Source organism: Mycobacteroides sp. CBMA 271, from assembly GCF_009729205.1.
GTDB lineage: Bacteria > Actinomycetota > Actinomycetes > Mycobacteriales > Mycobacteriaceae > Mycobacterium.
Genome location: NZ_VTHB01000007.1, coordinates 24,166 through 36,362, shown reverse-complemented (window position 1 = coordinate 36,362; position 12,197 = coordinate 24,166). Strand labels below are relative to the sequence as shown.

Below are 12,197 nucleotides of genomic sequence, written 5' to 3'. Positions count from 1 at the left end.
CGTACTCTGAGGAAGTGGACAGCGCCAAGCAATTGAAAAGCGAAGGCGTCCTTGGGGAAAACTCCGAGGAATCTTCGGGCGAGGACCTACACCATCAGGACTCCCGCCTGCCGCGGGCGCTGCGTCCGCTCCGGCACCGCGACTACCGGCTGCTGACCCTGGGCTTGGCCGTCACCTTGCTGGGCAACGGTATGTGGACCGTCGCGCTGGTCTGGCAGGTCATTCGGATGGGCCTCGGTCCGGCGCAGGTGGCCGTCGTCGGCACCACGTTCAGCGTGGGTCTGCTGGCCAGCGTGTTGCCTGCCGGTGTCGCCGCAGACCGACTGCCCAAGCTGTGGGTAATGCGCAGCTCGCTCGTACTGCAGACCGCGTTGATGCTCACCACCGCCACGCTTGCCTTGACCGGTGTGGCCCAGATCTGGCATCTGGCGCTCACCTCGCTGCTGTTCGGCATCGCCGAGGGTTTCTACATCCCGGCCTATACCGCGCTGCTGCCCAGCCTGCTGCCCGCCGATGAATTGTTGGCTGCCAATGGAATTGAAGGTGTACTGCGGCCCGTGATGCAGCTCGCGGCCGGGCCCGCGGTCAGTGCGGCGATCGTCAGTGTGTGGTCGCCGGGCGGAGCGTTCCTGTTGGAGGGCACTCTCGTCGCTGCCGGTCTGTGCTGCCTGCTGTGCATCCGGCACACTCACGAGCCCGCCGTCGCAGAGGATGTCCAGCCGCATCCGCTGCGACGGGCCCTGGTCGATCTGGGGGACGGATTCCGGTACATGGTGCGCACCACCTGGTTCTTCGCCACCTTGCTCTTCGCGATCGGCTACGTGCTGGTGGTCGTCGGCCCCATCGAAATCCTGCTGCCATTCGTCATCCGCGACCACGGCGGTGACCCGGGCACACATGCCACGGTGCTGGCGCTGTTCGGAATCGCCGGTGCAGTCGGCTCGTTCATCGTGTCTTCCCTGCCACTGGCCCGCCGGTACCTGACGGTGATGATCCTGATGTGGGGCGCCGGGTCACTACCTCTGGTGCTCATCGGGTTCACCGGACACGTCTGGATGATTGCCCTCGCGATGATCATCGTGGGCGGCACCATGCAGGCGGCCAACGTCATCTGGGGCACCCTGATGCAACGCCGAGTGCCCGCGGAGATGCTTGGGCGCGCGGCCAGCATGGACTTCTTTGTGTCTCTTGTCGGTCTGCCCGCTTCCTTCGCGCTGGTAGTCCCGGTGGCGCACGTCATCGGCAATACCACCGTGTTCGTCATTGCCGGAGTAGCGCCTCTGGTACTGGCGGTCATCGCCCATCTGGTCGCCCGACTGGGCCGGGACGAAATGGCTCACCCCCTGGGCTAATGTGAGTGCCGATAGCGGGAACTCATACACACATCTTTCGAGGCGAGGGAGCACTACGTGACTGTCCGGGTAGGCGTAAACGGGTTTGGCCGGATCGGCCGGAACTTCTTTCGGGCACTGGACGCGCAGAAGGCTCAAGGGATCAACACCGACATCGAAATTGTCGCGGTCAACGACCTGACCGATAACGCCACCCTGGCTCACCTGCTGAAGTTCGACTCGATCCTGGGCCGGCTGCCCTATGACGTCAGCCTGGAGGGCGATGACACCATCGTCGTCGGCGACCACAAGATCAAGGCCCTCGAGGTCCGCGAAGGTCCGGCGGCGCTGCCGTGGGGTGACCTGGGTGTCGACGTTGTCGTCGAATCGACTGGCATCTTCACCAAGCGTGACAAGGCGCAGGGCCACCTGGACGCCGGCGCCAAGAAGGTCATCATCTCCGCGCCCGCCAGCGACGAGGACATCACCATCGTGCTGGGCGTCAACGACGACAAGTACGACGGCAGTCAGAACATCATCTCCAACGCCTCGTGCACCACGAACTGCCTCGGACCGCTGGCCAAGGTACTCAACGACGAGTTCGGCATCGTCAAGGGCCTGATGACCACCATCCACGCCTACACCCAGGACCAGAACCTGCAGGACGGCCCGCACAGCGACCTGCGTCGTGCCCGCGCCGCCGCCCTGAACATCGTTCCCACCTCGACCGGTGCCGCCAAGGCGATCGGCCTGGTGCTGCCCGAGCTCAAGGGCAAGCTCGACGGCTACGCCCTGCGCGTGCCGATCCCAACCGGCTCGGCCACGGATCTGACTGTGGAACTCGCCAAGGCTGCCAGTGCCGACGAGATCAACGCCGCCATGAAGGCCGCGGCGGAGGGGAAGCTCAAGGGCATCCTGAAGTACTACGACGCCCCGATCGTCTCCTCGGACATCGTGACCGACCCGCACAGCTCGATCTTCGACGCCGGGCTTACCAAGGTGATCGACAACCAGGCCAAGGTGGTCTCCTGGTACGACAACGAGTGGGGTTACTCGAACCGCCTCGTCGACCTGGTCGGCCTGGTCGGCAAGTCGCTCTAGCCGGATGGCCATCAAATCGCTGAATGACCTGCTGGCCGAGGGAGTTTCGGGCAAGGGCGTGCTGGTCCGTTCGGACCTGAACGTCCCGCTCGAATATCAGGACGACAACATCGCCCGAATTTCTGACCCGGGTCGCATTGTGGCCTCGGTCCCGACCATCCGCGCGCTCGCGGGTGCTGGGGCCAGGGTTATCGTCACCGCGCACCTGGGCCGCCCGGACGGCAAGCCGGATCCCAAGCTGTCGCTGGCCCCGGTCGGTGTGGTCCTCGGCGAGCTGCTGGGTCGGCACGTGCAGGTGGCCGGTGATGTCGTCGGGACCGATGCGCTAGCACGTGCCGAGGGTCTGACCGACGGTGACGTCCTGCTGTTGGAGAACATCCGGTTCGACCCGCGTGAAACCAGCAAGGACGACGCGCAGCGGCTGGCGCTTGCCCAGGAGCTGGCTGAATTAGTTTCTGGCCCAACGGGTACCGGCGGTGCATTCGTCTCCGATGGATTCGGGGTGGTGCACCGCAAGCAGGCCTCCGTCTATGACGTGGCGACCCTGCTGCCGCATTACGCCGGCGGACTGGTCGCGGCCGAGGTTGAAGTGCTCAAGCGACTGTCCGAATCCACCGAGCGTCCGTATGCGGTGGTCCTCGGTGGGTCGAAGGTGTCCGACAAGCTGGCGGTCATCGAATCGCTGGCCACCAAGGCCGACAGCCTGGTGATCGGCGGCGGCATGTGCTTCACCTTCCTGGCCGCGCAGGGCCTGCCGGTGGGCAAGTCTCTCGTGCAGCCGGAGCAGATCGAGACGTGCCGCGAACTCCTGGATAAGTACGCCGACGTGATCCATCTCCCGATGGACATCGTGGCGGCCGACGAATTCTCGGCCGATTCGCCGTCGGAAATCGTTGCCGCGGATGCCATTCCGGATGGCAAGATGGGCCTGGACATCGGACCGGAATCGGTCAAGCGGTTCACTGCGGTGTTGTCGAATGCCAAGACCATTTTTTGGAACGGCCCGATGGGTGTGTTCGAATTCCCGGCCTTCGCGGCGGGCACGCGAGGTGTGGCCGAGGCCATCATCGCGGCTACCGGGAAGGGCGCGTTCAGCGTCGTGGGCGGTGGCGATTCGGCCGCCGCGGTGCGTGCACTCGACCTGCCGGACGACGGCTTCTCGCACATCTCCACCGGTGGTGGCGCATCCCTGGAATACCTTGAGGGTAAGGCGCTTCCGGGTATCGACGTTCTCGACAGCTAGAGGAGCTCACCCATGGCGCGCAAGCCACTCATCGCCGGCAACTGGAAGATGAACCTCAATCATTTCGAGGCCATCGCCTTGGTGCAGAAGATTGCATTCTCGTTGCCGGACAAATACTTCGACAAGGTCGACGTGACGGTCATCCCGCCGTTCACCGACATCCGGAGCGTCCAGACCCTGGTCGACGGCGACAAACTGCGTCTCACCTATGGCGCGCAAGATATCTCGGTATACGACTCCGGCGCCTACACCGGCGAGATCAGTGGTGCGTTCCTAGCCAAGCTGGGCGTCACGTACGCCGTCGTCGGACACTCCGAGCGTCGTCAGTACCACAATGAGGACGATGCGTTAGTGGCCGCCAAGGCGGTCGCTGCGCTCAAGCACGGTCTGACGCCGATTGTCTGCATCGGTGAGGCTCTCGACATCCGCGAAGCGGGGGACCACGTCCAGTACAACGTGAACTCTTTGCGTGGGTCGCTGGCCGGGCTCAGTGCGGAACAGGTTGCGAAGGTTGTGATTGCCTACGAGCCGGTGTGGGCCATCGGCACCGGGAGGGTGGCAAGTGCCGCCGATGCGCAGGAAGTGTGTGCGGCGATCCGTGCCGAGCTGGCACAGATCGCGAGCGCCGACGTGGCCGCGTCGCTGCGCATCCTCTACGGCGGTTCTGCGAACGCCAAGAACGTCGGCGAGATCGTGGCGCAGGAGGATGTCGACGGAGCCCTGGTGGGCGGCGCATCTCTGGACGGCGAGCAGTTCGCCCAGATGTCTGCGATCGCCGCGGGCGGACCGCTGCTCTAGCTCAGTCCTGCGGAAGGTTCCGCAGGTGTGCGCCGCGCGCCATCACCCCGTCGAGGGTGGTGAGAAGCGCCGGTAGGTGCGCGGTGAAGTCCTTTCCTTCGGAATCTGTTTCGTACCAATCGATTCCGGGTGAGCCGTCGGCGGCGGTGTCGACGGTCTGCATGGCCTTGAGCCATTCCGCGACCTCTCCCAGCACCACGGCGTAGGGCGCTGCTCGGGTCAGCACGATCTCGCGCTCCTCGTCGGCGAGAGCATCGAGATTCAGCTCGCGCAGATAGCGCCGCAGTGCTGACACATGGGCCACCAGCAGCTGGCCGCGTGCGGTTCGTACCGGAAGCAGCATGCCCGCCAGGGCGCAGACGGCGCCCACGCCGGCCACCGAGACCCCGATCATGGCGCTGCCGATGCCTAGCGCCAGTACGGCGGTCATTACGAGACCGGCAAGCAGCACGCCGATCCCGTAGTAGGTCAGCGTCCCGAGGTGTTCGGGTGAGCGTCGGAACCACCTGTTGAGTAGGGCGTCGGCGTACATCGCCTCGGGGATGCTGCTCAGGTCCAGGCGTGAGCCGGGAGTTTGGAGTGCGGACAGGAACACCGATTCGGAGTCATCGGCGAGCAAGATGCCGAGAAATTGGGTCTCGTAGGCGGTCAAGAGGCCGTCGGCGGGAGCCCTGCGAGAGATCTGCCAATCGAGTTGCCCATCGGGGCCGGTGGTTTCGGCGATCCATAGGTATCCGCGGACCGCCAGATCGACGATCGTGGCGGTCATATCCACCGCGTCGACGCGCAGATCGATGACGGTGCCGACCTGTCCGGGGAGCACCCCGTCCGGTGCCGCGAATCGCGTTCCCGTCTCATCCCGTAAGAGCGGATCTGCGACCGTGACGGCGATGCCGGCGGCGCGAGCGTCCCGGCGGCGCGCGACGATAACCCAGCCCGCCAACGCGACAGCGATAACCCCGAAGCCTGCCAGCGCCGCGATCGACGGCCAGGTCAGGGCGAAGGGACCTTGCGGACCAGGGATGGCCGTGAACGTGGCGTTCGCTGGGACGGTGCCGGCCGGCAGCATGATGGTGAAGGTCGCGACCGTGTCCGGCGCCAGTTGATCCTGCTGAACGCGGACAACCCCGGTGTGGTCGATTTGCGCAGCAGTGCAACGTGTTTGAGCGCCTGGTGCGCCCAATGTGCATGCGGGCGAGTCGGGTTTTGTGGTTGGAGAGACGAAGGATGCCGTCACGTTCCGCAGTCCGGAACCCCAACCGGACGCGAAGGGCCACGTCACCTGCTGTCGATCACCGATGTCGACGACCGCGCCGCGCACGGCGTAGGCGACGGTGGCCGGACCGCGGGCGGTGACCGTCAATGACTTGCCGTCGGCGACCGCTTCCGTGTCGCCGGTACCGGCGACCTTGTCCACCTCGAAATGCTGAATCCGATTGCCCTCGACGGCGACGTCGAGTGCGAGATGCCGTTGCAGCACTTGGTCTTTGGCGGGGGTAATGGTCTCGGTGACATTCAGTGTGCCGTCATCGGCCAGGTTCATGGCAACGGCTACGGTGCCGACGGGATCATCCGCGTGCACCGGCGCCGCGGCCATCAACCATCCGGCACCAACCGTCAGGCACACCAACAGACGTAACGTCACCCCGCGAGTCATCTCTCCCACAGCGGTAACCCTAGGTCAGAGCAGATATGCTGGCCGACATTCGCACGACGTGCCGGGGGGTTCGACGCAATGCAGCCACAGCAGCCGTACGGTCAGCCCAGGCCCGTGCCGGGATGGAACGCCCCGTTGCCAGGCCCCGCGCCGATGCCGATGGCTCCTCCACGTGGATGGCGACCGCCCCCTGGACCCCCGCGCCCTGGGTATCCGGCGGCCCCGCTTCCGCCCGGATATCCGGTGCCCTCGGCACGCCCGGTGTATCCACCGCCGGCGGCTTACGGTTATCGACGTCCGCCACCTCTGTGGCCGAATGTCGCCCAGAGCGGTGGGGGCAACGGGACTGGAGCGATCATCGGTGCCGTGGCTTTCGGGCTCGTGGTGGTATCGATTGTCGGGGTATTGATCACCTGGGCCGTCACCGGCAGGGACTCGGCGCGGACCACCACGACGCGCGCGCAGACGACGTCCTACCGGTATCCACTAACGTCATCGAGCCGTACGGCCACGTCCAGTCCCACAACTTCCCGGACGACGTACACCACCACGACGGTGTGGACCCCACCTCCGCCGCCCAGATCAGAGCCCGTCCTCGAACTTGGCCAGCATCCGCTGTTCTGGGATAAGGACTCCGGATTTACCAACGCTCCGTGTAGCACCAGCTCGTGGCCGTACAACGTCGAGCAGGCAGACGTGTTCTATCGGGACCTGCGTACCTGCATGGATCCGGAGTGGCGCCGACTGCTGGAGGCCAAGAATCTGCCGTGGTCCTCACCGAACATTGTCGTAATCGGTGGAAACTGGACGGATTCCCCATGCGGGGGGTGGGACTTCTGGCCGAACGGTTCGGCCGGCTTCTACTGCCCGGGAAACCAAACGATCTACATGTCGATCGTGGCCCTGTCGCCCGGCAAGTACGGCAATCACGATGGCCCGTACGCGGCGGCCTTCGCCCACGAATACGCGCACCACGGACAAGAGCTCAGTGGAATCTGGTCCGCATACTGGAATGAGCGTCGGCGTGCGGGCGCGGACTCGCCGCAGGGGCTCGAATTCTCACGGCGTGCTGAGCTACAAGCGCAATGCTTCTCTGGAATGTTCCTCGGATCTCGGCGCGGGGGCACGATCACCGAGGACGAATACCAGCGCGCCGGGGCCGACCAATACCGCGGCGACGGCGGGGGTGGGAAGCGCGACCACGGCACTTACCAGCACGGTTACAACTGGTGGTGGCACGGCGCGGTGAAGAACCGCAACTGGGAATGCAACACCTGGCTGGCGGACAGCTCGGAAGTGAGTTGACATGGGGTTTCCCCATGGCCCGGTTCCGATGCGACCAGTGGCGCCGTTGCCTCCGCCGGCATCGCTTCCGACCGCCGCACCGAGTCGGCTGCGGGCGTCGCAACGGAAAGTGGCGATTGTCGGTGGATTTGCGCTGGTGATCGCGATATTGCTGGTTGCGATCTTCTTGATGCTGGACGCCTTGGACTATCGGTCCGTCGATTCGGGGGTGGCGAGTCCGTCGCGGATGACGGCGACTTCGACGCGCACGTCGTCCGTGACGACGACCACGCCGACCTGGCAGCTGACCTTTCCCGAGGTGACGATTTGGCCGTCGACGACTTCGGAATCACCGTCGTCCACGCCGCCCACGTCCACGATCCCGTCGGCGCCCGTTCCCGTCTACAGACTGGGCGATCACCCGATTTTCGGGATCTACGGTGCGCTCTTCGATGGCAACGAGGCGTGTCAGCTGGATTCATGGCCTTCCGATGCCGATCGGGGCAGGCGCTTCTACGAGAGCGCGCGGGTATGCCTCGATCGCGGGTGGGGTGGCTTCCTACGGTTCGCCAAGTCCCCGTGGTCGTCCCCGGGGATCTTTGTGATTGGGGGTCGGAGTGTGGATACCCCGTGCGGCTACAAAGACATGGACGCTCCGGATTCCAATTGGGCGGCGTTCTACTGCGCCGCCAACAGCACCATCTACATGTCGATTCCCGGTGTACCGCCTGGGCAGTACGGCAACCATCCCGGTATCTACCTCGCAGTATTCGCTCATGAGTATGCCCATCATGTGCAATCGAGCATCGGAATCATGCGTGCGGCGTGGAACGCCCGGCGTGAGGCAGGTACCGACTCGCCGCAGGGACTTGAATTCTCCCGGCGGCTGGAGCTGCAGGCGCAGTGCCTGTCGGGAGCCTTCGTGGGTTCGCAATTCGATCACCTCGGGGAAGACGAATATGCATTGGCGCAGGAGGATCAGTATCGCGGCGACGGGCAACAGTCACGGCGCGACCACGGCACCAATCAGCACGCCTACCGATGGTGGGCCGATGGCGCGTTCGCCAATTCCAACCGCCTGTGCAACACGTGGCTGGCGCCCGCCGAGCGGGTGAGCTAACGGGACCGTCGCGCGGGCGGTGAGAGTCGTGCCGGTAGGCTAGACCTCATGGAATTGGCGTTGCAGATCGTCCTGATCGTCACGAGCCTGTTGATGATCCTGCTGGTGCTGCTGCACCGTGCGAAGGGCGGCGGGCTGTCTACCCTGTTCGGTGGCGGCGTGCAGTCCAGCCTCTCCGGTTCTACCGTGGTGGAGAAGAACCTCGACCGGCTCACGTATTTCGTCACCGCCATTTGGGTGATCTCGATCGTCGGCGTTGGCCTGGAGATCAAGCTCGGCGGATAGCGCCCTCGCTTTGCGGCAGCGGACTACCACACAGGTAGTCCGCTGTTTTTGTTTCTGCATGACGTATTCTCGCAGGTAGTTGCCACTTATTCGATTTGCGAAGAAATTTCTTCAAAATTCATGGAACCGATTGGCGTCCTCAACCCATCCATCTCTATGTATGGCACGAAAGTCGACTAATGCCAGCAGCGGTCGGTGGACCGGGGACGCGGAGGGGACGTTCCCGTTTCACCGGCCGTGAACCTCGGAAAGGAGCCCCTCGTCATGTCGGAGTGCCGTGGTGACCCCCGCCAATGGATTCGTGAATACCAGGACCGCCTGGAAGTTCTTGGGCAGCGTGCCCAGTATGTGCAGCAGACCGTGGGGCTGGTTCGTGGCCACGCGAAGGACGATGTGGGTGTGGCGGTGACCGTCGGGTCGGGCGGTCGCATCGAGGCACTAGACCTGGATGAGACGACGTTGTCGATGGATGCGCGGGATCTTTCCGCGATTATCACCCGGACCATCGCCGCCGCACAGGTCAATGCGGCCAGCCAGGTCCACAGCACGCTGCATGACCTCACCGGCGATGGGCCGGCCATGGACTACGTCAAGGGCTACCTGGACGGAGGGCACCTTGGGGATGGTGAGCATCTGGGACCGACGTCATGAGTCCGGACACCACTGGGGGCTTCCGGTTTGACCGCGATGTGGTGCTCCATGAGGCGGCGAATCTGGAGAACCTGGGGGGATCGGTACGAGTCCTGCTCGACCACCACGGCGAGGGGCTCGGCGAACAGGATCTGGGCGCGGTGTCTTCGGACTTCGTGAGGTCGGTGCGGGGGAGTCTCGACCTGCTCACGGACGCGGTCCGGTCCCTTGGCGATGTCATGGTGGAGACGGGCCAGCGCCTACACGACCAGGCCCGGCACATTGCCGAAGCCGAGGACCAGACGGTGGTCGCCATGACGAAGATTGGTGAAGGGCTCGGTGGACACCCTTGATGCCGAGCTGAGACCGCTCACTCGCCTCCACGACGCCGGATTGGGCTTCGTAGTCGAGCACGTGCAGTTCCTCGAAGAACCACTCGATGCGCTCCGGGGCAATCCAGGCGCAGCCTCCACCGAGGCGACCTTCTGGCGATACTGCGTCGCCGACGTCACCAATGTGCAGCAAGAGCTGTCGGCGGTGCTGGGTGCTCTCGGTGATGGTCACAGTGGCGCGGCGGCAACGGGATTCGGCGACGCATCAGATCTCATCGACGACGCGCTCCACGAGCTGCGCCTCGCCGCATCAAACATCAACCAGCGCATCAACGTGGTGACCGATCTAGTCACCCACACCCGAAGCATGCTCGGGCAATGGGTCGAAGGCTACGTCGACGACATCATTACCGAGTTCACCGCGGCGCGGGCAGCCTCGCCGATTACCCAGGGTGGCAGTGTGGCGACCACCATTGCCTCCGCGGTGGCCGATGCTTCAGAGCTCGGAAACAAGATGGGGCGCACCTTATCTCAGCTGCTGGACCGTCTGGATGAGCATGCGATGGCTATTCGGGAGGGCGTGGCCGAATTCGCGGCGAATGTGGAGCGCTTGCGCTCTCCGGCTCCGGGGCCGGGCACCGCCGTCGGTCAGGTGTCCGTGGCGGCTGCCAGTGCGCCGTCCCCGGCGCCCGCCGTGCAGCCCGAGCACGGCCTGGTGGTGGACCCCGATGCCCTGTTCGCTATCGGCCAAGGCATCGACGACTAGTTCAGCTGGCTTGCCGCTGCCTCGTCGAGCAGCCACACCGTGCGCTCGAATCCCTTGGCTCCTGCCGCCGGGACATCGACGGGATCGGCACCACCGATGGCAGCCGCTACCGCCTCCGCTTTGGCCTCACCGGAGACAACCAGCCATACCTCGCGGGAACGTTGAATCGCAGGCAACGTCAACGTGATCCGCTGTGGCGGCGGCTTGGGGGAGTCCGGGACCGCCACCACCAGTCGCTGCGTTTCCCTGACCGCGTCGGTATGGGGGAACAGTGAGTTGATGTGGCCCTCGCCGCCCATGCCGAGCAAGTGGACGTCGAATTCGGGACAGTCCCGGCCGGGCTCGGCATTGGCAGCCAGCAGCTGCTCGTAGGCGAGGGCCGCCGCGTCCAGATCTGTCCCGTATTCGCTCTCGCTATTGGGCATCGCGTGCATGTTGCGCAGCGGGAAGTCCACATGCTCCAGCAGCGCCTCCCAGGCCTGCCAGGCGTTGCGCTCCGGATCGGTTTTCGGGACGTACCGGTCATCACCCCAGAACACGTGCACGTTGGCCCAGTCTAGGTCGCTGGCGACGTCGCGCAGATGTTTGAGCAGTCCAATTCCGGTACCACCGCCGGTGAGCACGATCATCGCCTTACCGCGTTCGGTGAGGGCGGCGGCGATCGTGAGCGCCAGCCGGTCACCCGCTGCGGCAACCAAAGCATCGGTGTCAGAATGCTTTTCGATGATCGTTTCGCTCATAGGTATTGGACCCTTCCGATTCCCTCGAGTGCTGTGCGGTAGATCTCGTCGGGGTCGAGGCGGCGCAGGTCCTCGGCCAGGCAGTCGCGTGTTTCCCTGCGTGGCAGCGGAAGTGACGCGGACGGACGTCCGGTCCGGGCTAACGTCGCGATGGCGCCCGTCTGCGGGCGGCTCAGCGTGACGATTTCGCTGTCGCGGTGGAGCTCCACCTTGAGTTCACCGACCACCCGGGTGACGGGGCCGTCGATGCGCGAGGCGAGCCATCCTGCGGTGACGTCCAGCGCGGGCTCGGTGGCCAGCCCGGACACCACTGCCGAGTTGATGCCCTCATATGGAGGCTGATCCAACGCGGACGCAAGCAGCGCTCGCCAGTAGGTAATACGGCTCCACGACAGATCGGTGTCTCCGGGCGTGTATCCGGCGAGCCGATTCTTGATGGCATGCATCGGGTCTGGGGCGGTCGTCGCGTCGGTGATACGTCGGATGGCAAGGCGTCCCAGCGGATCTTTCGCGGGTACCGCGGGCGCCTGGTTGGGCCACCAGGCCACCACGGGAGTGTCGGGCAGCAGGAACGGGATCACCACACTGTGCTCGTGTGCGGCGAGCGGACCACGCAACCGCAGCACCACCACTTCGCCCGCGCCCGCATCACCGCCGACCCGAATTTGTGCGCTGAGCCCTGATTCTGCCGCCAGCGGATTGCGCTCCAACACGATCACCCGGCACGGATGTTCGTGGCTGGCGCCGTTGGCTGCCTCGATGACCTCTTCGAAGTCATCACCGGCATCGGCGATGACCACCAAGGTCAACACGCGCGCCATGGTGACGGCGCCGCCGGATTCGCGCAGCTCAACCAGTTTCTTGTTGACATCGTTGGTGGTGGTGTCGGGAAGATCGACGATCATAGCTG

Annotated in this window: 13 protein-coding genes; 10 read left to right on the top strand and 3 right to left on the bottom strand. The window is 64.8% G+C overall.

The genetic code is table 11. From position 1 onward, the window contains the following. The first annotated feature begins 119 nt into the window (after positions 1-119). From FZI91_RS18240 to tpiA, 4 genes are read left to right on the top strand one after another with little or no spacing between them, the layout of a single operon-like run. Positions 120-1,352 carry an MFS transporter gene (locus FZI91_RS18240; protein ID WP_162526331.1) on the top strand — a complete coding sequence of 411 codons (1,233 nt, stop codon included), beginning with the start codon at positions 120-122 and terminating at the stop codon, positions 1,350-1,352. A gap of 57 nt (positions 1,353-1,409) precedes the next feature. Next, entirely contained in the window at positions 1,410-2,432 is a 1,023-nt protein-coding gene (gap, locus tag FZI91_RS18235; RefSeq protein ID WP_070939578.1) for a type I glyceraldehyde-3-phosphate dehydrogenase, read from the top strand. A gap of 4 nt (positions 2,433-2,436) precedes the next feature. Further along, on the top strand, positions 2,437-3,675 hold the full coding sequence (locus FZI91_RS18230; RefSeq protein ID WP_155940533.1) for a phosphoglycerate kinase: 1,239 nt from the start codon (positions 2,437-2,439) through the stop codon (positions 3,673-3,675). Between the two features lie 12 nt (positions 3,676-3,687). After that, positions 3,688-4,473 (top strand): triose-phosphate isomerase, encoded by a 786-nt coding sequence (gene tpiA / locus FZI91_RS18225; RefSeq protein ID WP_155940532.1) that lies wholly within the window; start codon positions 3,688-3,690, stop codon positions 4,471-4,473. A gap of 1 nt (position 4,474) precedes the next feature. On the opposite strand, the gene FZI91_RS18220 is transcribed toward tpiA, so the two are convergent. Next, the gene (locus FZI91_RS18220; RefSeq protein ID WP_155940795.1) at positions 4,475-6,130 is read right to left on the bottom strand and encodes a DUF2207 domain-containing protein; all 1,656 of its coding nucleotides are present in this window, start codon (positions 6,128-6,130) and stop codon (positions 4,475-4,477) included. Positions 6,131-6,208: 78 nt separating this feature from the next. Between FZI91_RS18220 and FZI91_RS18215 the strand changes: the two genes are divergently transcribed. From FZI91_RS18215 to FZI91_RS18190, 6 genes are all read left to right on the top strand, one after another. Further along, a complete protein-coding gene (locus tag FZI91_RS18215; RefSeq protein WP_155940531.1) occupies positions 6,209-7,435 on the top strand; it encodes a neutral zinc metallopeptidase in 1,227 nt (408 codons plus the stop codon). Position 7,436: 1 nt separating this feature from the next. Beyond that, positions 7,437-8,534: a neutral zinc metallopeptidase gene (locus FZI91_RS18210; protein WP_239001817.1), complete on the top strand. Its 1,098-nt coding sequence runs from the start codon at positions 7,437-7,439 to the stop codon at positions 8,532-8,534. Between the two features lie 48 nt (positions 8,535-8,582). Continuing rightward, positions 8,583-8,819, top strand: coding sequence for a preprotein translocase subunit SecG (gene secG, locus FZI91_RS18205; RefSeq protein ID WP_155940530.1), 237 nt, complete (start codon positions 8,583-8,585; stop codon positions 8,817-8,819). A 264-nt stretch (positions 8,820-9,083) separates the two neighbouring features. Continuing rightward, positions 9,084-9,470, top strand: coding sequence for a hypothetical protein (locus tag FZI91_RS18200; RefSeq protein ID WP_155940529.1), 387 nt, complete (start codon positions 9,084-9,086; stop codon positions 9,468-9,470). Beyond that, a complete protein-coding gene (locus FZI91_RS18195) occupies positions 9,467-9,802 on the top strand; it encodes a hypothetical protein (protein WP_155940528.1) in 336 nt (111 codons plus the stop codon). Before FZI91_RS18200 ends, FZI91_RS18195 begins: the two co-directional genes overlap by 4 nt. Continuing rightward, a complete protein-coding gene (locus tag FZI91_RS18190) occupies positions 9,789-10,547 on the top strand; it encodes a hypothetical protein (protein WP_162526273.1) in 759 nt (252 codons plus the stop codon). Before FZI91_RS18195 ends, FZI91_RS18190 begins: the two co-directional genes overlap by 14 nt. On the opposite strand, the gene pgl is transcribed toward FZI91_RS18190, so the two are convergent. Together pgl and opcA are read right to left on the bottom strand one after the other, a co-directional pair. Beyond that, positions 10,544-11,287 (bottom strand): 6-phosphogluconolactonase, encoded by a 744-nt coding sequence (gene pgl, locus FZI91_RS18185; protein WP_155940526.1) that lies wholly within the window; start codon positions 11,285-11,287, stop codon positions 10,544-10,546. The two genes, FZI91_RS18190 and pgl, sit on opposite strands and share 4 nt — an antisense overlap. Then, the gene (gene opcA / locus FZI91_RS18180) at positions 11,284-12,192 is read right to left on the bottom strand and encodes a glucose-6-phosphate dehydrogenase assembly protein OpcA (protein WP_155940525.1); all 909 of its coding nucleotides are present in this window, start codon (positions 12,190-12,192) and stop codon (positions 11,284-11,286) included. Before opcA ends, pgl begins: the two co-directional genes overlap by 4 nt. Positions 12,193-12,197: the final 5 nt, after the last annotated feature.

What these genes read in the sequence shown, in the direction of transcription:
- FZI91_RS18230 (WP_155940533.1), top strand. Translation starts at nt 2,437, where the DNA reads ATGGCCATCAAATCGCTGAATGACCTGCTGGCCGAGGGAGTTTCGGGC.
- tpiA (WP_155940532.1), top strand. Translation starts at nt 3,688, where the DNA reads ATGGCGCGCAAGCCACTCATCGCCGGCAACTGGAAGATGAACCTCAAT.
- FZI91_RS18220 (WP_155940795.1), bottom strand. Translation starts at nt 6,130, where the DNA reads ATGACTCGCGGGGTGACGTTACGTCTGTTGGTGTGCCTGACGGTTGGT.
- FZI91_RS18215 (WP_155940531.1), top strand. Translation starts at nt 6,209, where the DNA reads ATGCAGCCACAGCAGCCGTACGGTCAGCCCAGGCCCGTGCCGGGATGG.
- FZI91_RS18210 (WP_239001817.1), top strand. Translation starts at nt 7,437, where the DNA reads ATGGGGTTTCCCCATGGCCCGGTTCCGATGCGACCAGTGGCGCCGTTG.
- secG (WP_155940530.1), top strand. Translation starts at nt 8,583, where the DNA reads ATGGAATTGGCGTTGCAGATCGTCCTGATCGTCACGAGCCTGTTGATG.
- FZI91_RS18200 (WP_155940529.1), top strand. Translation starts at nt 9,084, where the DNA reads ATGTCGGAGTGCCGTGGTGACCCCCGCCAATGGATTCGTGAATACCAG.
- FZI91_RS18195 (WP_155940528.1), top strand. Translation starts at nt 9,467, where the DNA reads ATGAGTCCGGACACCACTGGGGGCTTCCGGTTTGACCGCGATGTGGTG.
- pgl (WP_155940526.1), bottom strand. Translation starts at nt 11,287, where the DNA reads ATGAGCGAAACGATCATCGAAAAGCATTCTGACACCGATGCTTTGGTT.
- opcA (WP_155940525.1), bottom strand. Translation starts at nt 12,192, where the DNA reads ATGATCGTCGATCTTCCCGACACCACCACCAACGATGTCAACAAGAAA.